Source organism: Rhizobium sp. WYCCWR10014 (assembly GCF_001657485.1).
Taxonomy (GTDB): domain Bacteria; phylum Pseudomonadota; class Alphaproteobacteria; order Rhizobiales; family Rhizobiaceae; genus Rhizobium.
Genome location: NZ_LXFU01000029.1, coordinates 275,838 through 295,423, shown reverse-complemented (window position 1 = coordinate 295,423; position 19,586 = coordinate 275,838). Strand labels below are relative to the sequence as shown.

Here is a 19,586-nt window from a genome sequence, read left to right as displayed (position 1 = left end):
CCCTCCCCACAAGGGGGAGGGACTAAACTCGTGGCACCCGCATCGAGCAAATATCAGCCTCTCTGCGGATGAAACGGTGAAATGAAAAGCGCCGGAGCGGCATATAAGCCCCTCCCCCTTGTGGGGAGGGTTGGGGAGGGGTTATCGGGACAAAGAGGCCCTACACCCCGCCCTGCCAGACCTTGATCGCCTCCACCGGCCAGATCAGCATCACCACGTTGAGCGTCAGGTTGTCGCGGATTATGTAGCCGGTAAAAATCTCGAAGAAGATGGCAATCGCCACCGTGAGCGCCACCGGCGCACGCCGCGCGAAGAAGAAGCCGACGCACATGAAGATGGTGTCCATCGCCGAATTCAGGATGCTGTCGCCGTAATAATCGAGCGCGATCGTCGCCGTGCGGTAGCGGTCGATGATTAGAGGGGAGTTCTCGAGAAGCTCCCAGCCGGATTCGATGACGAGCGCCAGCAGCAGCCTTGCCGCCAACGGCTTGCCGCGCAGGATAAGATGCGCGAGCCCGTAGAACAGGAAGCCGTGGATGATGTGCGACGGCGTATACCAATCCGACAGATGCTGCGAATTGCCGCTGGTATTGACCCCGCCCTCCCACAGCTTGACATAGCCGCAGGCGCAGATCGGCACGCGGCCCATCATAAATTCGGCAGCAATCTGAATGACCAGGACCACAAGGCAGGCGACAAACCAGAAGTTCTGGTGTCTTACGCGAGATTCTACGTCGACAGCGCTCACTTCTCGCCTTCCGTTTCCAGGTTGACGCTATGTTTCAGCACCAGCGGCATCTGCGCCAGCGTGAAGATGATGGTGATCGGCATCGTGCCCCAGACCTTGAAGGCGACCCAGGTACCGTCGGAAAAATTGCGCCAGACGACTTCGTTCAGCACCGCGAGGAAGAGAAAGAAGATGCCCCAGCGGATGGTGAGCTTGCGCCAGCCCTCGGCATCGAGCTGGAACGCGGCGTTGAAGACATAGCCGAGAAGCGACTTGCCGAAGGCTAGCCCGCCGAGCAGCGCCACCCCGAAGAGCGCGTTGACGATGGTCGGCTTCATCTTGATGAAGGTCTCGTTCTGCAGCCAGATCGACAGCGAGCCGAAGATGACGACGACGATGCCTGATACAAAAGGCATGATCGGCAGATGGCCGAGCACGATCTTCGAAACGATCAGCGAGATGATCGTCGCCGCCATGAAGAGGCCGGTCGCGACGAACAGCGGTCCGCCCAATTCGGAAAGAGCGGGAAACGTCTCCACCAGCCACTGGCCGCGCAGATTGGCGAAGAAGAAGATCATCAGCGGCCCGAGTTCCAGCGCCAGTTTCAGCAGCGGATGATGCCGGTCGGCAGCAGACGGGGTGATATCGCTTTCGGTGCTCATGCGTTCTTCAAACCTGTTTTCCTGGAAACTGTTTCCGGCCCTGCCCTGCAGGCTTTCGGCGGCATATCTGTGGCATCATTGCCCAAGTCCGGCAATGGCATGGGCAAAATCCTCGGCCTCGAACGGCTCCAGATCCTCGACGCCCTCGCCGACACCGATGAAATAGACCGGCAGCTTATGCTTGGCGGAGATGGCGACGAGAATACCGCCGCGCGCCGTGCCGTCGAGCTTGGTCATGATCAGCCCGTTGACGCCTGCGACGTTGCGGAAAATCTCGACCTGGCTGAGCGCGTTCTGCCCCGTCGTGGCATCGAGCGTCTGCAGTACGGTATGCGGCGCATCGGGATCGAGCTTGCCGAGCACGCGCACGATCTTCTCGAGCTCCGCCATCAGCTCGGCCTTGTTCTGCAGGCGGCCGGCGGTATCAACGATCAGCACGTCGCATTTTTTCGCCTTTGCCTGTTCGAAGGCATCATAGGCAAGGCCGGCCGCATCGGCGCCGAGCTTGGTGCCGATGAATTCGGATTGCGTCCGGTCGGCCCAGATTTTCAGCTGCTCGATCGCCGCCGCCCGGAAAGTATCGCCGGCCGCCAGCATCACCTTCAGGCCGGCGCCGGAAAGCTTTGCCGCAAGCTTGCCGATCGTCGTGGTCTTGCCGGTGCCGTTGACGCCGACGACGAGGATGACATGCGGCTTGTGCGAGAGGTCGAGCTGCAGCGGCTTGGCGACCGGCTTCAGGACCTTGGCGATTTCCGACGCCATGATCCGGCTGACATCCTCGCCGGTGACATCCTTGCCATAGCGCTCAGAGGCGAGCGTGTCGGTGACGCGCATGGCGGTCTCGACACCGAGATCGGCCTGGATCAGCAGGTCCTCGAGATCCTGCAGCGTCTCGTCATCGAGCTTGCGCTTGGTGAAGAGCGCGGTAATCTGGCCGGTCAGCTGCGAAGAGGTGCGTGCAAGGCCATTACGCAGGCGCTGGAACCAGCTGAGTTTTGGCTGCAGGACAACGGGCTCCGGCTCGACGACCTTTGGGCCGGTGGCAAAGCCTCTGGGGAGGATGGGAAAGCCAATCTCCGGTTCTGCCGCGGGGCTACCCCCCTCTGCCCTGCCGGGCATCTCCGCCACAGGTGGGGAGATTGGCTGGAAGGGCGAATCCAGTCCTGCGTCATCCTCAGCCGGAATCTCTTCCGGCTCAGCCGGAATGTCTTCTGGAAGCTTTTCGACGATCTCTTCGAGGTCAGCCGGCTGTTCTAGCGCTCCGGCCTCCACATGATCTGCCGCCTCGTGCGGGAGATGTTCCAGAGGGACGGAAACGGGTATTTCCGTAATGGTTTCGGCGACCGTCTGACTTTCAGCCTCCGCCTCCGCCTCCGCTGCCGCCGCCTCAGCTTCCAGCAGCGATAACGGCACGACACCCATGTCGCTCAGCTGGTCGGCGGCGGGCAGGATTGAGGGTTCGACATCGTCGTCAGCAACCGGTGCCTCGACCCAGCCCTCGCCGATATCGGCAGCCGGCCCACCGGCCGTATCCATTTCCTCGGGCAGCACCGGATCGTCGGCAACCGGCAGATCTTCGTCGCGCGAACGCGGCTCCAGCTCCCTTTCCACGGCCGCAGGCACAGGTTCTTCAGCCGGCTTGCCGAAGGTGAAGACCTTTTTGATGAAACTGAGCGCCATGGGGATTCCGTGAAAGTCAGGCCGCTGCTGCGGCCGTCAATTGCATGTCGAGATGCTTGCCATTGTGGCCGGTGATCGTGACCGGCACAAGTTCGCCGGGACGAAGGCCGGGGGCTGCGACCAGCGTGAAGTTCTCCGTATGCGCCAGGCCGTTGTTTTCAACAAGCAGCCATTGCCGGGTTCCGATCATCCCATCGAGATGGGATTGATGCAGCCTATGTCCAGCGGCGCGCAGCCTTGCGGCGCGATCCTTGACCAGCGACCGGTCGAGCTGCGGCATGCGGGCGGCCGGGGTGCCGGGACGCGGACTGTAGGGGAAGACATGCAGATGGGCGATGCCAGCCTCTTCGGCCAGCCTCACGGCATTCTCGAACATCTCTTCGGTTTCGGTGGGAAAGCCGGCAATCATATCGGCGCCGAAGCTCATCTCGGGACGCAGGCGGCGCGCATCCGCGATGAAACGCAGCGCATCGGCGCGCAAATGCCGGCGCTTCATGCGCTTCAAGATCATGTCGTCGCCATGCTGCAGCGACAGATGCAGATGCGGCATGAAACGTGGCTCGTCGGCGATGAGATCCATCAGATGGGCATCGGCCTCGATGCTGTCGATCGAGGAAAGCCGCAGGCGACGGATATCGGGGATCTGCTTCAGCAGCGTCTTCGCCAAAAACCCGAGCGTCGGGGTGCCGGGCAAATCGCTGCCATAGCTGGTGGCATCGACGCCGGTCAGCACGATCTCGCGATAACCGCTGTTGACGAGCCTGCGAGCCTGGTCGACGACGGCTCCCATCGGCACGGAGCGGGAATTGCCGCGGCCATAGGGAATGATGCAGAAAGTGCAGCGATGGTCGCAGCCGTTCTGTATCTGGATGAAGGCACGCACATGGCCGTCGATATGCCTGACCATCTGCGGCGCCGTCGCCTTGACGCTCATGATGTCATTGACCCGGAGCTTCTCTTCGGCCGAAACGCCGAAATCCGGCAGGCTGCGATAGGAGGCGCTCGTCAGCTTCTCCTCGTTGCCGAGCACGGCATCGACCTCCGTCATCGCGGCAAAGGTCTGCTTTTCCGTCTGGGCGGCGCAGCCGGTGACGATGATGCGGGCATGCGGATTGTCGCGCCGGGCCCGGCGGATCGCCTGGCGGGCCTGGCGCACGGCCTCGCCGGTCACGGCACAGGTGTTGACCAGGATGGCGTTGTTGAGCCCGGCCTTCTCAGCCTGCGCCTTCATCACTTCGGATTCATATGTGTTGAGGCGGCAGCCGAAGGTAATGACCTCGATGCCGCTCACTGCGCCTCCGCCTCTCGGGTACCATCGCGCGACCAGAGACCGGTCGAAGGATCGAGCCTGCCCGACCATTCCCATTCGGCCGGGCCGGTCATGATCACGTGATCGTCGCGCTCGCGCCATTCGATGGAAAGCGTGGCCGGCGGCTTGGCGCTAGCCACATTGATCGTCACCTTGCGGCCGGTGCGGCCGGTGCGCGCAGCACTGACAGCCGCAGAACAGGCAGCCGAGCCACAGGCGAGCGTCAGTCCCGCGCCGCGCTCCCAGGTGCGCGTCGTCACCGATGTCGGCGACGTCACTTGCGCCAGCGTGATATTGGCGCGCTCGGGAAACATCGGATGGTTTTCGAGCAGCGGTCCGAAGCGGGCGAGATCATAGGACATCACGTCCCTGTCCACCCAGAAGATCGCATGCGGATTGCCCATCGACATTGCCGAAGGCGAATGCAGCACCGGATTGTCGATCGGACCGATCTGCAACTCGATGCGGCTGGTGTCGTGGAATTCTTCCGCCAGCGGGATCCTGTCCCAATCGAACACCGGCCGGCCCATATCGACGGAGATCGTCCCGTCCTCGTGCTCGACGGCATTCAGGATGCCGGCAACCGTCTGGAAGGTGAAGGCCTTTTTGCCGGTCTCGGCGGCAAGCGCCTGCACGACGCAACGCGTGCCGTTGCCGCAGGCCTGCGCCTTCGAACCATCGGAATTCAGGATATCGATGAAGGCATCGGTGCCTTCGGCCTTCGGATCATGGATCGCCATGATCTGATCGAACTCAGTGTGCGGATCGGCATTGAGCGCGACCGCCGCCGCCGGCGTCACCTTGTCCGGCCGGCCGCGCATGTCGACGACCAGGATCTTGTTGCCAAGCCCGTTCATCCTCGCGAATTCGACCGTTGCGCTCATGGTACCATTCCGTCTGTCTTTCCGGTGTATATGGCGGAAATGCGAAGGAATTACCAGTGGGTGAGTGCCGGGCGGGCGTTGCGGCCCACTGACCCCTTCGAGGCAGCAGCTCGGCTTTTACCGCTGCGCCCCGTCAGGATCGAAGGATGCAGCATGGGCTTCGACAATAGCTGCAGTGATGACCTTTCTCAGCTCGTAGACCAGCGAGCGGGACCGTTTGCGATCCAGATCCTGTGCCGCCTTCGCGAGATTCAGGCCTTCGTTCAAAACAATATGATGGGCCCGCGCCAGCGCCCAGCTCTCAATATCAGCATTTAGCATTCGATATCTCCGCCGATTCATTCGGCATCAAGGATATTCACGAATCATTTTACAGGACGCACTTAAGTAGAAAGTAGAATCACAAGCCGAATAATTTGCAACTGGCATGGACAGCGAATTCGGCCGCCGGAGTGGCAATATTTATCGGCAAAACCTGAAACCCTGGCGGATTGCGCAAGCCAATACATCGATTTGTGTGAGTATGTACTTTTGCTGCAACCGCTGGGTGAGACACTGCCGCCCTCTCGGCACACAGCTTTGAGACGGCGGTCATGCGGTCATTTGTCCGCATTGCCTTGACTTTCGCCCGACTTTCCTGTTTATCGCGCCCAATCCGCGACGAGCCGCATGACTCCGAGCCGCCGACCGGGACCTGAGATCCCGGAGGTCAACACCCGACAGCGCGATGCGCCCTCGGGTGCTTTTTGGCTTTGCGTCTTGTTTTCGTCAAGGAAAAGCACGACGTTTCCGGGCATATCCAAACCCGCCCGAAACGTATCAAGGAAGAGCCGATGTTTGAAAACCTCCAGGACCGTCTTGGATCCATTCTGAATGGACTGACAGGCCGTGGCGCGCTTTCGGAAGCCGATGTTTCCGCGGCGCTGCGCGAGGTTCGCCGTGCGTTGCTGGAGGCCGACGTCGCGCTCGACGTCGTGCGTTCCTTCACCGACCGCGTGCGTGAAAAGGCCGTCGGCGCCGAGATCCTGAAGTCGATCAAGCCCGGCCAGATGGTCGTCAAGATCGTGCATGACGAACTGATCGAGATGCTGGGCGGCGAAGGGGTTGGCGTCGACCTTCATGCCGCTGCCCCTGTCGTCATCATGATGGTCGGCCTGCAGGGCTCCGGCAAGACGACGACATCGGCGAAGATCGCCCATCGCCTGTCGACGCGTGAGAAGAAGAAGGTGCTGATGGCATCGCTCGACACGCGCCGTCCGGCCGCGCAGGAGCAGCTTCGCCAGCTCGGCGCCCAGGCCAATATCGACACGCTGCCGATCATATCAGGCCAGTCGCCGACCGATATCGCTGCCCGCGCCGTGCAGGCGGCCAGGCTCGGCGGCCATGATGTCGTCATCCTCGATACCGCCGGCCGCACACATATCGACGAGCCCTTGATGGTCGAGATGGCCGACATCAAGAAGCGCTCGAACCCGCATGAAATCCTGCTGGTCGCCGATAGCCTCACCGGCCAGGACGCCGTCAACCTCGCCCGCAGTTTCGACGAACGCGTCGGCATCACTGGTCTGGTGCTGACCCGCATGGACGGCGATGGCCGCGGCGGTGCCGCTCTTTCGATGCGTGCCGTCACCGGCAAGCCGATCAAGCTGATCGGCGTCGGCGAGAAGATGAGCGAGCTGGAGGAATTCCATCCCCGCCGCATCGCCGACCGTATCCTTGGCATGGGCGACATCGTCTCGCTCGTCGAGCGCGCGGCGGAGAACATCGACGCCGAGAAGGCAGCCGCCATGGCCGCCAAGATGGCCAAGGGCAAGTTCGACCTCGACGATCTCGCCGACCAGCTGCGCCAGATGCAGAAGATGGGCGGCATGGGCGGCATCATGGGGATGATGCCCGGCATGGCCGGCATGAAGGACAAGATGGCCGCAGCCGGCCTCGACGACAGACTTTTCGGTCGCCAGATCGCCATCATCCAGTCGATGACCAAGGCCGAGCGCACCAATCCCGATCTGCTTAAGCATTCGCGCAAGAAGCGCATCGCCGCCGGCTCCGGCACCGATGCCGCCGCCATCAACAAGCTTCTGAAGATGCACCGCCAGATGGCGGACATGATGAAGATGATGGGCGGCAAGGGCAAAGGCGGCATGATGAAGCAGATGATGGGCGGCCTTGCCGGCAAGATGGGGCTCGGCGGCGGCATGGGCGGCATGGGTGGCGGCATGCCCGATCTCTCGAATATCGATCCCCGGCAGCTCGAGGCCTTGCAGAAGCAGGCGGAAGCGGCGGGGCTTGGAAAACCGGGTGGGGGTATGCCCGGTCTCGGCGGTCTGCCGGGTGGTTTGTCGGGCCTTGGCGGCGCCAAGCTGCCGGGCCTTGGCGGTGGTTTCCCGGGATTGCCCGGATTGCCGAAGAAGAAGTGAAAGGATCGTTTGCCCCATGATTGATCCAAACGTCAAAGCCCAGCTCGCGAGCTATCGTCAGTCGATCGACAATATCGATGCCGCTCTCGTGCACATGCTGGCCGAACGCTTCCGCTGCACTAAAGAGGTCGGCGTGCTGAAGGCCAAATACAAATTGCCGCCGGCCGACCCGGCGCGCGAGGAATACCAGATCGAACGCCTTCGCCAGCTGGCGAAAGCCGCCAATCTGGACCCGGATTTCGCTGAGAAGTTCCTGAACTTCGTCATCAAGGAAGTCATCCGGCATCATGAGCAGATCGCTGCGGATCACGCTGAACAAAGCGCTGCAGCCCGATAACCGTACCGCTCAAGAAAGCGGTCAAGAAAAGCCCAAGGAGTAAAGAACATGGCACTGAAAATTCGTCTCGCCCGCGGTGGTTCCAAGAAGCGCCCGTACTACCACGTCGTTCTCGCCGATGCGCGCAGCCCGCGTGACGGCCGCTTCCTCGAAAACCTCGGTTCCTGGAACCCGATGCTTGCCAAGGACGACGAGAAGCGCGTTCAGCTGAACGCCGAGCGCATCAAGCACTGGATCGAACACGGCGCCCAGCCGACCGACCGCGTTCTGCGCTTCCTCGATGAAGCCGGCGTTGCCAAGCGCGAAGTCAAGAACAACCCGGTCAAGGCAAAGCCCGGCAAGCGCGCCCAGGAACGCGCCGCCGAAAAGGCTCAGAAGGTCGCCGACGCCGCTGCTGCTGCTGCAGACGCCGCGGAATAATCGCGACATTCCCTTCGAGCGGGCGGCATGGCGACATGCCGCCCGTTTTCGTTTCCAATCGCCCGCACTTCGTTTATGAGAAACCTGTCTTTCGGCTTCACATGAAGGAACCCATGACAAAGCTTGAAAACCCCGTTCTGATGGCGACGATCGGCGGCGCGCAAGGCCTCCGCGGCGAGGTGCGCGCCAAAGCCTATACGGCCGATCCCGGCGCGCTTGGCGACTACGGCCATCTGCACAGCATGGACGGCCGCAGCTTCGAAGTCCTCGAAATCCGCGAGATGAAGAATGTCGTCGTAGTCCGTTTCCGCGGCGTCAACGACCGCAATGCCGCCGAGGCTCTGAACGGGCTTGAACTCTATATCGAGCGGGACAACCTGCCGGACGAGGAACTGGAGGACGACGAGTTCTACTATGCCGATCTCGAAGGGCTCGAGGCGCGGGACGACAAGGGTGTCAGTTATGGCACGGTCACCGGCGTCTTCGATTTCGGCGCCGGCGACCTGCTGGAACTCAAAGGTCCGGGCAAACGTCCGGTGCTGATCCCCTTCTCGGAAGCCTCCGTGTTGGAGATCGACCTCGAGGCCGGCACGCTGCTGATCGATCCGCTGGCGGCCGGGCTGGTCGAAGATCCCGAAGAGCTTTCGAAATTCACTCCCGACAAGCCGAAAAAGAAGAAGTGATGGCTTTCCGGGCGAGCGTGCTGACACTTTATCCGGAAATGTTTCCGGGGCATTTGGGCTTCTCGCTCGCCGGCAAGGCGATGGAGCGGGGGCAATGGTCGCTGGACACGGTACAGATCCGCGACTTTGCCACCGACAGACACCGCACCGTCGACGACACACCGGCCGGCGGCGGCGCCGGCATGGTGCTGAAGCCAGACATTCTCGCCCGCGCAATCGACAGTGCCTCAGAAAACGATACCCGCCCGCGGCTGCTGATGAGCCCGCGCGGCCGCCCGTTGACGCAGCAGCGTGTGCGCGAGCTCGCGGCGGGCGACGGCGTCATCATCGTCTGCGGCCGCTTCGAGGGCGTCGACCAGCGGGTGATCGAAGCGCGCGGACTGGAAGAGGTCTCGATCGGCGACTACGTCCTATCCGGCGGCGAGCCGGCGGCGCTGATCGTGCTCGATGCGATTATCCGCATCCTGCCTGGCGTCATGGGCAACGATCTTTCCGGCCTGCACGAAAGCTTCGAAGGCGGACTGCTGGAACATCCGCATTATACCCGGCCGCAGGAATGGGAAGGTCGGGAAATCCCCTCGATCCTCACGTCCGGCAATCACGGCGCCATCGAAAAGTGGCGGCATCAGGAAGCGATGCGGCTGACCCGGGAGCGGCGGCCGGATCTGCTCGAAAAAGGCTAGCGTATCGGCTCGAAAATCGGGATTGCTTTTCGGAAAACACGATGCGTAGATTCGAAATGTTACAGCGTCCTTTGCGCGTCAGAAAAGACGCGCGGCGCTTTAAAGTGAGAAAAACGGCTGATTTCGCAGCCCTTTTCACAAAAATCTCGTCCAAGGGATGACAAGCCTTGGCCTTTCGTGTATTGGCGCACGCGGAAATGGGGTTTATCCCCGTCTGCCAGCAAACAAAGAATGGCGAATCCGCTCCCGCCCTTGACGGGCAAAGTCCTGAGGCCAGTTCCGAAGGATCAGTGTTGAGCGCTCTGGCTGTTTCAGAAGAACCAAAGGTTAAGACGATGAACATCATTCAGCAGCTTGAGGCCGAACAGGCCGCCAAGATCGAAGCCAAGCGCACGCTTCCCGAATTTTCCCCGGGCGATACTGTCCGCGTCAACGTGAAGGTCACGGAAGGCACCCGTACCCGCGTTCAGGCCTATGAAGGCGTCTGCATCGCCCGCTCCGGCGGCGGCCTGCAGGAAAACTTCACGGTCCGCAAGATCTCCTACGGCGAAGGCGTCGAGCGCGTATTCCCGGTCTACTCGCCGATGATCGAAAGCGTCGACGTCGTTCGCCGCGGTAAGGTCCGTCGCGCCAAGCTCTATTACCTGCGCGACCGCCGCGGCAAGTCTGCCCGTATCGTTGAAGACACCGGCGTCCGCGCCCGCAAGCTCAACGACGCCGAGCGCGCCGCCATTGCCGAAGAAAAGGCACGCATCGAAGCTGAAAAGATTGCAGCAGCTCAGGCGCTCGCCGCCGAGAAGGCAGCAGCCGAAGCTGCGGAAGCCAAGGCCGCTGCCGAAAAGGCCGCCGCTGAAGCAGCCGCCGCTGCAGCGGAACCGGCAGCAGAATAAGATCTGCCCTACGCAAAATTCTTTGCTTGGAAAGGCGGCCTTCGGGTCGCCTTTTCTATTTTTTGCTCGGCCACGCAGTGGGCGCCCTTGCCTCAGACCTATCTTCCGTGACAGTTTTTGCCGTTCAATTTTGGGGAACCGTTCAATGTTGTTTCGCCGTACCGTTCTTGCGAGCTTCGCCGCCCTTGCTCTTCTACCCCTGGCCGCATCGGCCGCCGAGTTGCCCGATCTCGGCGGCAAGAGCGTCGTCGTCGTCACCGAGAATGCCTATCCGCCGCTGCAATTCGTCGATCCGAAATCCGGCAAGGCGATCGGCTGGGAATATGATGCGATGAACGAGATCGCCAAGCGGCTGAACTTCAAGGTCGAATACCAGAACACCAGCTGGGACGCGATGATCCAGGCGGTTTCCGACGGCCAATACAACATCGGCATGACCGGCATCACCATCAAGGAAGACCGCAAGCAGAAGGTGGATTTCTCCGATCCCTATATGCGCTCGCAGCAGTTCATGCTGGTGCGCGGCGATGAGAAGCGCTTCGCCGATGGCAAGTCCTTCGGCGAATTCAAGGATGGCCTGGTCGGCGCGCAGCCCGGCACCACGCCCTTCTACACCGCCGTCTATGAAGTGCTTGATGGCAACGAGCAGAACCCGCGCATCAAGCTCTTCGAAACCTTCGGCGCCACCGTCCAGGCCCTGAAGGCCGGCGACGTCGACGTCGTGCTGACCGACGGCACTGCCGGCAAAGGCTATGTCGATGCCTCGAACGGCGCCTTGAAGCTGATCGGCGAACCGCTCGGCACCGAAGATTTCGGCTTCATCTTCCCGAAAGGGTCCGACCTTGTCGCCCCGGTCAATGCCGCCATTTCAGCACTCAAGGCCGACGGCACGCTGGATGGGCTGAACAAGAAGTGGTTCCTCGACTACAAGATGGGCGAATGACGCCGAGCAGCCGCTGATGGCCTTGCGACCATCTCCAGACAGACACGTCAAGGACGACTATCCCTGGTGGCTGGTCGCGCTTGTCGCGATCGGCCTCGTGCTTGCCGTCGTCATCGTCGCCAACGATATCTATGCCCAGGTCTTCCGCACCGTCGTCAACGGTGTCGGCATCACCGTCTTCGTCACGCTGGTCGCCTTCGTGCTCGCCACCGTGCTCGGCCTCGGCATCTGCCTGCTTGGTATGGCCGACAGCCAGGTGTTGCGTCAGATTGCGCGATTCTACATCGAGATCATCCGCGGCATACCGATCCTCGTGCTGCTGTTCTACGTCGCCTTCGTCGGCGCGCCGGCTCTGGTTGCGGGCTATAATTTCCTGATTTCGCCGCTGGTGACGTCAGGCGTGGCCGAGCCCATCCTGGTGCGCGACCTGTCGCTGATGTGGCGAGCGATCATCGCGCTGACGGTCGGTTATTCCTCCTTCATCGCCGAAATCTTCCGGGCCGGTTTCCAGTCGGTCGATCTCGGCCAGATCGAGGCGGCCAAGGCGCTCGGCCTCTCGCGCTATCGGCGCTTCCGTTCCGTCGTCTTCCCGCAGGCGATCCGGGTGATTTTCCCGCCGCTCTCCAACGATTTCGTCTCGATGGTGAAGGACAGCTCGCTCGTCTCCGTGCTCGGCGTCGCCGACATCACCCAGATGGGCAAGGTCTACGCCGCCGGCTCCTTCCGCTTCTTCGAAACCTATTCGATCGTCACCTATATCTATCTGATCCTGACGATCGGTCTGTCGCTGGCGCTGCGGCGGACGGAGAAATGGATGAAGTCGCGGTAAGCGATCAATAGCCGCTGCGCCGCTGAGAGGCCGCAGAGCGTCTGCTGATGATTCAAATTGAAGCCGCCGCGAAAAATCGCTATATGCAGGGCCATGGAATCCAAGTTCAGATGCATTGGTGCGCATATTTTCGTGCTGCAGGACCATTATCGCCTGCCGGCACGGTTTTTTGCGTGCGTGTCCGGTGCGCTCAACAGCCGACTTCGTTGATCGAATGACGGCCGGCGGAGCCTGATCTGCCATTTCTCGATTTTCCAAAAGCTTTAGAAAAACGGACTTAACGCCATGAGCGCACCGCGTACCCTCTACGACAAGATCTGGGACGATCATCTGGTCGACGAACAGGCAGACGGCACCTGTCTTCTCTACATCGACCGCCACCTGGTCCACGAAGTGACCTCGCCGCAGGCTTTCGAAGGCCTGCGCATGACCGGCCGCAAGGTTCGCGCGCCGGAAAAGACGCTCGCCGTCGTCGACCATAACGTTCCGACCTCGCCCGACCGCCATCTCGGCATCAAGAACGAGGAAAGCCGCATCCAGGTGGAAGCGCTGGCGACCAACGCCGCTGAATTCGGCGTCGAGTATTACTCGGCAAGCGACAAGCGCCAGGGCATCGTCCACATCGTCGGTCCGGAACAGGGCTTCACCCTGCCCGGCATGACCATCGTCTGCGGCGACAGCCATACCTCGACGCATGGCGCCTTCGGCGCGCTGGCACACGGCATCGGCACCTCCGAGGTCGAGCATGTTCTGGCGACCCAGACGCTGATCCAGAAGAAGGCGAAGAACATGCTGGTGCGGGTCGATGGCGTGCTTCCGCCGCACGTCACCGCCAAGGACATCATCCTTGCCATCATCGGCGAAATCGGCACGGCCGGCGGCACCGGCCACGTCATCGAATTTGCCGGCGAAGCGATCCGCGCGCTGTCGATGGAAGGCCGCATGACCATCTGCAACATGACGATCGAGGGCGGCGCCCGCGCCGGCCTGATCGCCCCTGACGAAAAGACCTTCGAATATATCAAGGGCAAGCCGCGCGCGCCGAAGGGCGAGGCGCTGGAACAGGCGATCGCCTACTGGAAGACGCTGCAGACCGACGAGGGCGCTCATTACGACCGCGTCGTCGTGCTCGATGCCGCCAGCCTGCCGCCGATCGTCTCCTGGGGCTCCTCGCCCGAGGATGTCATCTCTGTCCAGGGCATCGTTCCGAACCCGGACGACATTCCGGACGAAACCAAGCGCACCTCCAAGTGGCGCGCGCTCGACTATATGGGTCTGAAGCCGGGCACGAAGATGACCGACATCACCCTTGACCGCGTCTTCATCGGCTCCTGCACCAACGGCCGCATCGAGGACCTGCGCGAAGTCGCCAAGGTCGTCGAAGGCAAGACGGTTGCCCCAACCGTCGACGCGATGATCGTGCCGGGCTCCGGCCTCGTCAAGGAACAGGCGGAAGCCGAAGGCCTCGACAAGATCTTCAAAGCCGCCGGTTTCGACTGGCGCGAGCCGGGCTGCTCCATGTGCCTTGCCATGAACGACGACCGCCTGAAGCCGGGCGAACGCTGCGCCTCGACCTCGAACCGCAACTTCGAAGGCCGTCAGGGCTTCAAGGGCCGCACGCACCTCGTCTCGCCGGCAATGGCAGCCGCAGCCGCGATCGCCGGTCACTTCGTCGATATCCGCGAGTGGAACTGATCCGTCAAAACAGATGACAATCAAAGCCCACCGATGCCCCTGCGCATCGGTGGGCTTCGCATTTGTCGCACCCTGTTTCCTCGGCACCTGACCGGTGATGATCCCATAGTCTCGTCGGTGCATGGCCCGCCTTCTCGATTTCACCCGTTCGGGCAATCGACATCGGGGAAGGCCTGTGGCTTCATCGAGATGGCGCTTCAGGCGCAACTCGCGCGACTTTCGACAGGCACGCTTTCGGGCGTCCATTGCCGGTTTCGGCGATCACTGGCCTGGCTGCGCCAGCTCCGTGTTGTGTGATCTGGGAGAATAGCCATGAGACAGAAAATGGCAGGACGTCTGCCGCAAACCATCCTGGGCCTGTTCGCATCACTGGCATCAATCGATGCCGTTGCGGCTGCGCCGATCCATCCGGCGGCACCGCCGATGACGGTCTCTTCCGGTTTGTGGCAACAGGTCGCGCAAAGCAAGGCACCAACTCTCAATGGATATCGCGGTTATAGCAGCGCCCGGCCCGGCTATACCAAGAGCTCCAATGGCTATTGGTATCCCTCGCGCGCCTTCGCTTCGGACGAATATACCGGCTCGATCGGACGGCCGCAGCGCCTGAACAATGCTTGCAACTACGGTTTTACCCCGACCAACGGCTCGTCCAAATGTAATTATTGACGCGGCAGGCCTGTCATACAAAGGCCGCCGCGGTTGATCTCTCCCGAGGCGGCCGTTGATTGGCTTGGCAATGATTGGGACGGCGATTAGAAGGTCGCCGTGTGCGGGTCCGGCCCCATGCGGGCGTCGGCGCTATCAAGCTTGGCGATCGCGGCCATATCGTCGGCATCGAGCTTGAAGTCGAACACCTGGAAATTCTCCTCGATGCGCGACGGCGTCACCGATTTCGGGATGACGACAAGGCCGGTGTCGATGTGCCAGCGAATGATGACCTGAGCCGGTGTCTTCTGATGCTTTTTGGCGATCTCGCCTATATCAGCGTTCGAGATGAACTTGCCCTGGCCGAGCGGGCTCCAGGATTCGGTGGCGATGTTCAGCTTCTGATGAGCCTTCTGCGCCGCCTTCTGCTGGAAATCGGGATGCAGCTCGATCTGGTTGATGACGGGAACGACGCCGGTTTCGCCGATGACGCGCTCGAGATGTTCAGGATAGAAATTCGACACGCCGATCGAGCGGGCGCGGCCCTCTTCCCGGATGCGCACGAAAGCCTTCCAGGTCTCGGTGTAAAGACCACGATGCGGCGACGGCCAGTGAATGAGATAGAGGTCGACATACTCGGAACCGAGCTTCTTCAGGCTGCCGTCGAAGGCGCGCAGCGTATTGTCATAGCCCTGATCGGTATTCCTGAGCTTGGTGGTGACGAAGATGTCCTTGCGGTCGAGGCCGGAAGAGCGGATGCCTTCGCCGACACCCTCTTCGTTGTCGTAGCCGGAAGCCGTATCGATATGACGATAGCCGGCGGCGATCGCCGTGCGCACGGTGGGAGCGGCAATATCCTGCGGCGTCTGCCAGACGCCGAGGCCGACCTGCGGAATGGAATGTCCGTCATGGAAAGTGATGATGGGTTGAGCGGTCACAATATATCTCCGGGAGTTTGAAGAATTGGACGAGGCATGAATTGCGCCCGCGCTTGCGAACGTCCCTGAACGCATTTCAGCCGGAGCGTTCGGTCACCGGAAACATATAGGCGACCGCATCCGGAAGACAATCAGACGACGCGGACAATCGTTCCCTTTCGAATGTGCGGCAGCAGGCGGCGCATGTCGCGCAGGCTCACAGCCACGCAGCCCGCCGTCGGCTCGTAGCCTGGCCTGATGAGATGGAAGAAGATCGCCGAGCCGCGATTGCGCGCACGCGAGGAAATGTTCCAGTCCATCACCAGGCAGATATCGTAAAGCCCGTCGCTGCGCCGCATCTCCTCGTGACTTGCGCTGAACGGCGCCCTGGCGAGACGGTTGTAGCTGGCACTGTCGGACTGATCGCACCAGAGCATGTCGGGGCGGATGCGGCGGATGGAAAGCGGAGTGACGAGCCGGCCGTTCCGCTCGCCGCGCCGGAAGCCTGATATCAGCCTCATCGAGGCGATCGGGGTGGCGCCGTCGCCCTCGCGTTTCATCACGGTGCGGCCGGAGCGGCCGATCGCAGCAGGCACGGTGATGACGCCAAACCGGACGATCGCCCGGCTCTTGCCCCCCGGCGCAGGACGCACCACGATCGTCGATGGCGTCATAGCTCGCCTCTGCCTTGCTTTTTCCATTTTTCTCGCATGTCGTGCCTTGTCTGGGGCTTCGATTGAAATCATATCGAAACCGACCCGGCAACAGCCCGCCGCCCGATCCTTGCCAAACCAGGAATTTGGCGTAGGACTAGGGGACTTAACACGAGGACGCAAACGGCATGACCGCACGCACCATTCTTCTGGTGGATGACGACGATGACCTTCGACAGACGCTGACGGAGCAATTGTCGCTGTATGAGGAATTCACGGTTCTGCAGGAAGCCAACGCCGGCAAAGGTGTGGCGACCGCCCGCTCGACGCCGATCGACCTGCTGATCATGGATGTCGGCCTGCCCGATATGGACGGCCGCGAGGCGGTGAAGCTGCTGCGCAAGGGCGGCTTCAAGGCGCCGATCATCATGCTGACCGGCCACGATACCGATTCGGACACGATCCTCGGTCTGGAAGCCGGCGCCAACGATTATGTCACCAAGCCTTTCCGCTTCGCCGTGCTGCTCGCGCGCATCCGCGTGCAGCTGCGCCAGCATGAGCAGAGCGAGGACGCGACCTTCACCGTCGGCCCCTACCTCTTCAAGCCGAGCCAGAAGCTCCTGACCACCGATAACGGCCAGAAGATCCGGCTGACTGAAAAGGAAGCGGCGATCATCCGCTATCTCTACCGCGCCGAACAGAAGGTCGTTACCCGCGACGTACTGCTCGAAGAAGTCTGGGGCTATAATTCCGGCGTGACGACGCATACGCTGGAAACCCACGTCTATCGCCTGCGCCAGAAGATCGAGCGCGATCCCTCCAATGCTGAAATCCTCGTCACGGAAAACGGCGGCTACAAGATCATACCCTAGAGCATTTCCGTTTTCTCCGAATAACAGAAATGCTCTATCTCTTTGTTTTCACGCAATTCCCGGCAAAAGCGTTTGACGCTTTGCCTGGCAAAACCGCCAGGCACTTTTGCTGGAATTGCTCTAAGGCGAAAAGCCCGCATGGCGCTGACCGACGACATCCACATGCTCGCGCAGCTTCCTCTGTTCAAGGACATGAACGAGGATCAGCTGCGGTTGATCGCCTTCGGCGCCGACCGGCGCATGATCGCTGCCGGCCAGATGCTGTTTCGCCAGGGCTCGCCCGCCGAGAGCGCCTATGTCATCCTCAGCGGCAGTCTGGAACTGAGCGCGACGAGCAGCGACGGCATGCAGAGGACAGAGGGGGTCGCCGGCCCCGGCACCCTGGTTTCCGAGCTGGCGCTGGTGACGCTGGTGGAGCGCAAGTTCACCGCGGTAGCGCGTGAGGACACCAGCATCATCCGCATCACCCGCGCCCTGTTCCACCGGTTGATCGAAGAATATCCGGACGCGGCCCGACTGATCGAGAACCGGATCCGCGATAATCTTGCGGAGCTAGCGGCAAAGGCCGCGAGCCAGTTCTACCGCTTCAGCTGATCCCGGTTGGAGCAGTTCTCCGCTTTACGATAAGCTGAACCGCATCGCTCTAACCTCTTGTTTTGACGCAATTCCGGACGGAAAACCGCTTCGCACTTTTCCTGGAATTGCTCTAGAAATCGAAATGCGCCGTGACAGGTACGTGGTCGGAAGGCCGGTCCCAGCCACGCGCCTCCTTCAGGATTTCGATTCGCTTGAGATGCGGCCCGAGATCCGACGACGACCAGATATGGTCGAGACGGCGGCCGCGGTCGGCGGCCTCCCAATCCTTGGCGCGGTAGCTCCACCAGGTGTAGAGTTTCTCGCTGGCAGGCACATGCTGGCGCATCAGATCGAGCCAGGCGCCGCGCTTCATCACCTCGAGCAGCCCCTCGGTTTCGACAGGCGTATGGCTGACGATCTTGAGAAGCTGCTTGTGAGACCAGACGTCGTGCTCCAGCGGCGCGATGTTGAGGTCACCGACGAGGATGGCTGAGGTGTTGGCCTCGCCATTGGCTTTCAGCAGCTTCATCTCCTCGATGAAATCGAGCTTGTGGCCGAATTTCGGATTGATCGTGCGATCCGGCTCGTCGCCGCCGGCCGGGACATAGAAATTGTGCAGCCGAACGCGACGATTGCCGTGCTCGAAGATCGCCGAGATGTGGCGCGCATCGCCGACGCCGCAATAATCCTGGCGGTGATCCTCGGTCAATGGAATACGCGAGGCGATCGCCACGCCGTGATAGCCCTTCTGGCCATGGATGATGATGTGATTGTAGCCCATCGCCCTGAGCGGTGCTGCCGGAAACAGCTCGTTCGTCACCTTGGTTTCCTGCAGGCAGAGGATATCGGGCCTGTGCTTCAGAACGAGCTGCTCGACGATGGGCATGCGCAGCCGCACCGAATTGATGTTCCAGGTGGTGATCGAAAAACCCATGCCCCGTGCCCTCTCGCGTCCAATGCCCGCATGTCGGCCGAACCCCGGCTCGACGCGACGCGCTTTCATGAAAGGGCTTTAAAACAAAGGTGGACGCGAGGGAACCAGACGCGCGCAAAAGCATCAAGCGATCAACCGAAAAGGTCTCAGTCGCGCGACTGCGGCGTGCCTGGAATGGTCTCATAGGGCACGCGGAAGACGCGATCCTCGAACTGCATGCCGGTTTTGACGTTGAAGATCATCACCGAGGTGTCCTTGCCCTGATTGTCGGTGATCGTCCACTGCCGCAGATCGTAGGTCTTCGGGTCGAACATCATGGTGATGGTCGAGTTTCCAAACACCGTATTGTTGCCGAGCGCGATCGTCGTCAGGTCAGACTCTTCCTTCACGCCCTTCACCATGCCGGCCGACAGGTCGATATGCTGCGCGAGCAGCAGGCTGAGCGGGGTCTTGGACAGCGGATAGAGATCCCAGGTTTTGAGCTTCATATTGCCGATGGCGACGTTCTTGCCGTCGGCGATCACCCGCATCGGCGACGGATCGTCATAGTTGAAGCGCAGCTTGCCGGGGCGCTGGATGAAGAACTTGCCGCCGGTCTGTTCGCCGCGCGGGCCGAACTGCACGAATTCGCCCTGCATCGTCGTGACGCCGGAAAAATGATCGGCGATCGCCTGCGCCGTGCCGGAGGCGGGAGCTGCAGCCTGCGCATAAGCGCCAAGGGGAATGGCGCTCGCTATCGCAGCGACGGCAAAGGCGCCGAGAAGCTCGCGGCGCGTTACCGTCAGGCCGGAGAGGAAGCTATCGGAGTGACTCATCTAAATCTCCTT

Annotated in this window: 22 protein-coding genes; 12 read left to right on the top strand and 10 right to left on the bottom strand. The window is 61.4% G+C overall.

From position 1 onward, the window contains the following. Nucleotides 1-160 precede the first annotated feature (160 nt). The 6 genes from A6U98_RS10065 to A6U98_RS10040 form a co-directional block, all read right to left on the bottom strand. Nucleotides 161-748: a DUF2585 domain-containing protein gene (locus tag A6U98_RS10065; protein WP_064649653.1), complete on the bottom strand. Its 588-nt coding sequence runs from the start codon at nt 746-748 to the stop codon at nt 161-163. Then, entirely contained in the window at nt 745-1,389 is a 645-nt protein-coding gene (locus tag A6U98_RS10060; protein ID WP_003543660.1) for a septation protein A, read from the bottom strand. The genes A6U98_RS10065 and A6U98_RS10060 overlap by 4 nt, the downstream gene beginning before the upstream one ends. 75 nt (nt 1,390-1,464) lie before the next feature. Next, the gene (ftsY, locus tag A6U98_RS10055; RefSeq protein ID WP_064649652.1) at nt 1,465-3,069 is read right to left on the bottom strand and encodes a signal recognition particle-docking protein FtsY; all 1,605 of its coding nucleotides are present in this window, start codon (nt 3,067-3,069) and stop codon (nt 1,465-1,467) included. 16 nt (nt 3,070-3,085) lie between these two features. Continuing rightward, nucleotides 3,086-4,360, bottom strand: coding sequence for a tRNA (N(6)-L-threonylcarbamoyladenosine(37)-C(2))-methylthiotransferase MtaB (gene mtaB, locus A6U98_RS10050; protein ID WP_064649651.1), 1,275 nt, complete (start codon nt 4,358-4,360; stop codon nt 3,086-3,088). Next, nucleotides 4,357-5,262 (bottom strand): diaminopimelate epimerase, encoded by a 906-nt coding sequence (gene dapF / locus A6U98_RS10045; protein WP_064649650.1) that lies wholly within the window; start codon nt 5,260-5,262, stop codon nt 4,357-4,359. Before dapF ends, mtaB begins: the two co-directional genes overlap by 4 nt. Before the next feature lie 117 nt (nt 5,263-5,379). Further along, nucleotides 5,380-5,604, bottom strand: coding sequence for a hypothetical protein (locus tag A6U98_RS10040; RefSeq protein ID WP_017962453.1), 225 nt, complete (start codon nt 5,602-5,604; stop codon nt 5,380-5,382). A 491-nt stretch (nt 5,605-6,095) separates the two neighbouring features. Here A6U98_RS10040 and ffh point away from each other — a divergent pair, with 491 nt between their 5' ends. The 10 genes from ffh to A6U98_RS09990 all read left to right on the top strand — a co-directional run bounded on the left by ffh (nt 6,096) and on the right by A6U98_RS09990 (nt 14,828). Then, on the top strand, nt 6,096-7,682 hold the full coding sequence (ffh, locus tag A6U98_RS10035) for a signal recognition particle protein (RefSeq protein ID WP_064649649.1): 1,587 nt from the start codon (nt 6,096-6,098) through the stop codon (nt 7,680-7,682). Between the two features lie 16 nt (nt 7,683-7,698). Next, nucleotides 7,699-8,019 carry a chorismate mutase gene (locus A6U98_RS10030; RefSeq protein ID WP_064649648.1) on the top strand — a complete coding sequence of 107 codons (321 nt, stop codon included), beginning with the start codon at nt 7,699-7,701 and terminating at the stop codon, nt 8,017-8,019. Between the two features lie 48 nt (nt 8,020-8,067). Further along, nucleotides 8,068-8,439 (top strand): 30S ribosomal protein S16, encoded by a 372-nt coding sequence (gene rpsP, locus A6U98_RS10025; protein ID WP_003543667.1) that lies wholly within the window; start codon nt 8,068-8,070, stop codon nt 8,437-8,439. A gap of 113 nt (nt 8,440-8,552) precedes the next feature. Continuing rightward, the gene (gene rimM / locus A6U98_RS10020; protein WP_012759372.1) at nt 8,553-9,122 is read left to right on the top strand and encodes a ribosome maturation factor RimM; all 570 of its coding nucleotides are present in this window, start codon (nt 8,553-8,555) and stop codon (nt 9,120-9,122) included. After that, nucleotides 9,122-9,805 carry a tRNA (guanosine(37)-N1)-methyltransferase TrmD gene (trmD, locus tag A6U98_RS10015; RefSeq protein WP_064649647.1) on the top strand — a complete coding sequence of 228 codons (684 nt, stop codon included), beginning with the start codon at nt 9,122-9,124 and terminating at the stop codon, nt 9,803-9,805. The genes rimM and trmD overlap by 1 nt, the downstream gene beginning before the upstream one ends. A 335-nt stretch (nt 9,806-10,140) precedes the next feature. Then, nucleotides 10,141-10,695 carry a 50S ribosomal protein L19 gene (rplS, locus tag A6U98_RS10010; RefSeq protein ID WP_064649646.1) on the top strand — a complete coding sequence of 185 codons (555 nt, stop codon included), beginning with the start codon at nt 10,141-10,143 and terminating at the stop codon, nt 10,693-10,695. A 145-nt stretch (nt 10,696-10,840) separates the two neighbouring features. Then, nucleotides 10,841-11,638 (top strand): transporter substrate-binding domain-containing protein, encoded by a 798-nt coding sequence (locus A6U98_RS10005; RefSeq protein WP_064649645.1) that lies wholly within the window; start codon nt 10,841-10,843, stop codon nt 11,636-11,638. Nucleotides 11,639-11,654: 16 nt separating this feature from the next. Next, complete coding sequence (locus A6U98_RS10000) at nt 11,655-12,467, top strand: amino acid ABC transporter permease (RefSeq protein ID WP_064649644.1); 813 nt, start codon at nt 11,655-11,657, stop codon at nt 12,465-12,467. A gap of 285 nt (nt 12,468-12,752) precedes the next feature. After that, nucleotides 12,753-14,162: a 3-isopropylmalate dehydratase large subunit gene (gene leuC, locus A6U98_RS09995; RefSeq protein WP_020052055.1), complete on the top strand. Its 1,410-nt coding sequence runs from the start codon at nt 12,753-12,755 to the stop codon at nt 14,160-14,162. 312 nt (nt 14,163-14,474) lie between these two features. Next, nucleotides 14,475-14,828: a hypothetical protein gene (locus A6U98_RS09990; protein ID WP_064649643.1), complete on the top strand. Its 354-nt coding sequence runs from the start codon at nt 14,475-14,477 to the stop codon at nt 14,826-14,828. 86 nt (nt 14,829-14,914) lie between these two features. Here the strand turns inward: A6U98_RS09990 and A6U98_RS09985 are convergent, their stop codons facing one another. Together A6U98_RS09985 and A6U98_RS09980 are read right to left on the bottom strand one after the other, a co-directional pair. Then, complete coding sequence (locus A6U98_RS09985; protein WP_064649642.1) at nt 14,915-15,745, bottom strand: aldo/keto reductase; 831 nt, start codon at nt 15,743-15,745, stop codon at nt 14,915-14,917. A 131-nt stretch (nt 15,746-15,876) separates the two neighbouring features. Beyond that, entirely contained in the window at nt 15,877-16,398 is a 522-nt protein-coding gene (locus A6U98_RS09980; RefSeq protein WP_064649641.1) for a L,D-transpeptidase family protein, read from the bottom strand. A gap of 167 nt (nt 16,399-16,565) precedes the next feature. Between A6U98_RS09980 and A6U98_RS09975 the strand changes: the two genes are divergently transcribed. Together A6U98_RS09975 and A6U98_RS09970 are read left to right on the top strand one after the other, a co-directional pair. Then, nucleotides 16,566-17,249, top strand: coding sequence for a response regulator transcription factor (locus tag A6U98_RS09975; protein ID WP_011653914.1), 684 nt, complete (start codon nt 16,566-16,568; stop codon nt 17,247-17,249). 138 nt (nt 17,250-17,387) lie between these two features. Beyond that, entirely contained in the window at nt 17,388-17,843 is a 456-nt protein-coding gene (locus A6U98_RS09970; protein WP_064649640.1) for a cyclic nucleotide-binding domain-containing protein, read from the top strand. Nucleotides 17,844-17,955: 112 nt separating this feature from the next. Here A6U98_RS09970 and A6U98_RS09965 read toward each other — a convergent pair whose 3' ends face one another. Together A6U98_RS09965 and A6U98_RS09960 are read right to left on the bottom strand one after the other, a co-directional pair. Beyond that, entirely contained in the window at nt 17,956-18,759 is an 804-nt protein-coding gene (locus A6U98_RS09965; RefSeq protein WP_028757778.1) for an exodeoxyribonuclease III, read from the bottom strand. A gap of 146 nt (nt 18,760-18,905) precedes the next feature. After that, nucleotides 18,906-19,574 (bottom strand): outer membrane lipoprotein carrier protein LolA, encoded by a 669-nt coding sequence (locus A6U98_RS09960; RefSeq protein ID WP_064649639.1) that lies wholly within the window; start codon nt 19,572-19,574, stop codon nt 18,906-18,908. Between the last annotated feature and the right edge of the window lie 12 nt (nt 19,575-19,586).

Excerpts from the sequence above, each read along its gene's own strand:
- A6U98_RS09960 (WP_064649639.1), bottom strand. The coding sequence starts at position 19,574 with ATGAGTCACTCCGATAGCTTCCTCTCCGGCCTGACGGTAACGCGCCGC.
- trmD (WP_064649647.1), top strand. The coding sequence starts at position 9,122 with ATGGCTTTCCGGGCGAGCGTGCTGACACTTTATCCGGAAATGTTTCCG.
- ftsY (WP_064649652.1), bottom strand. The coding sequence starts at position 3,069 with ATGGCGCTCAGTTTCATCAAAAAGGTCTTCACCTTCGGCAAGCCGGCT.
- A6U98_RS10030 (WP_064649648.1), top strand. The coding sequence starts at position 7,699 with ATGATTGATCCAAACGTCAAAGCCCAGCTCGCGAGCTATCGTCAGTCG.
- ffh (WP_064649649.1), top strand. The coding sequence starts at position 6,096 with ATGTTTGAAAACCTCCAGGACCGTCTTGGATCCATTCTGAATGGACTG.
- rimM (WP_012759372.1), top strand. The coding sequence starts at position 8,553 with ATGACAAAGCTTGAAAACCCCGTTCTGATGGCGACGATCGGCGGCGCG.
- A6U98_RS09970 (WP_064649640.1), top strand. The coding sequence starts at position 17,388 with ATGGCGCTGACCGACGACATCCACATGCTCGCGCAGCTTCCTCTGTTC.
- dapF (WP_064649650.1), bottom strand. The coding sequence starts at position 5,262 with ATGAGCGCAACGGTCGAATTCGCGAGGATGAACGGGCTTGGCAACAAG.
- rpsP (WP_003543667.1), top strand. The coding sequence starts at position 8,068 with ATGGCACTGAAAATTCGTCTCGCCCGCGGTGGTTCCAAGAAGCGCCCG.
- A6U98_RS10000 (WP_064649644.1), top strand. The coding sequence starts at position 11,655 with ATGGCCTTGCGACCATCTCCAGACAGACACGTCAAGGACGACTATCCC.
- A6U98_RS09965 (WP_028757778.1), bottom strand. The coding sequence starts at position 18,759 with ATGGGTTTTTCGATCACCACCTGGAACATCAATTCGGTGCGGCTGCGC.
- A6U98_RS10060 (WP_003543660.1), bottom strand. The coding sequence starts at position 1,389 with ATGAGCACCGAAAGCGATATCACCCCGTCTGCTGCCGACCGGCATCAT.
- A6U98_RS10005 (WP_064649645.1), top strand. The coding sequence starts at position 10,841 with ATGTTGTTTCGCCGTACCGTTCTTGCGAGCTTCGCCGCCCTTGCTCTT.
- A6U98_RS10040 (WP_017962453.1), bottom strand. The coding sequence starts at position 5,604 with ATGAATCGGCGGAGATATCGAATGCTAAATGCTGATATTGAGAGCTGG.
- rplS (WP_064649646.1), top strand. The coding sequence starts at position 10,141 with ATGAACATCATTCAGCAGCTTGAGGCCGAACAGGCCGCCAAGATCGAA.
- leuC (WP_020052055.1), top strand. The coding sequence starts at position 12,753 with ATGAGCGCACCGCGTACCCTCTACGACAAGATCTGGGACGATCATCTG.
- A6U98_RS09975 (WP_011653914.1), top strand. The coding sequence starts at position 16,566 with ATGACCGCACGCACCATTCTTCTGGTGGATGACGACGATGACCTTCGA.
- A6U98_RS09980 (WP_064649641.1), bottom strand. The coding sequence starts at position 16,398 with ATGACGCCATCGACGATCGTGGTGCGTCCTGCGCCGGGGGGCAAGAGC.
- A6U98_RS09990 (WP_064649643.1), top strand. The coding sequence starts at position 14,475 with ATGAGACAGAAAATGGCAGGACGTCTGCCGCAAACCATCCTGGGCCTG.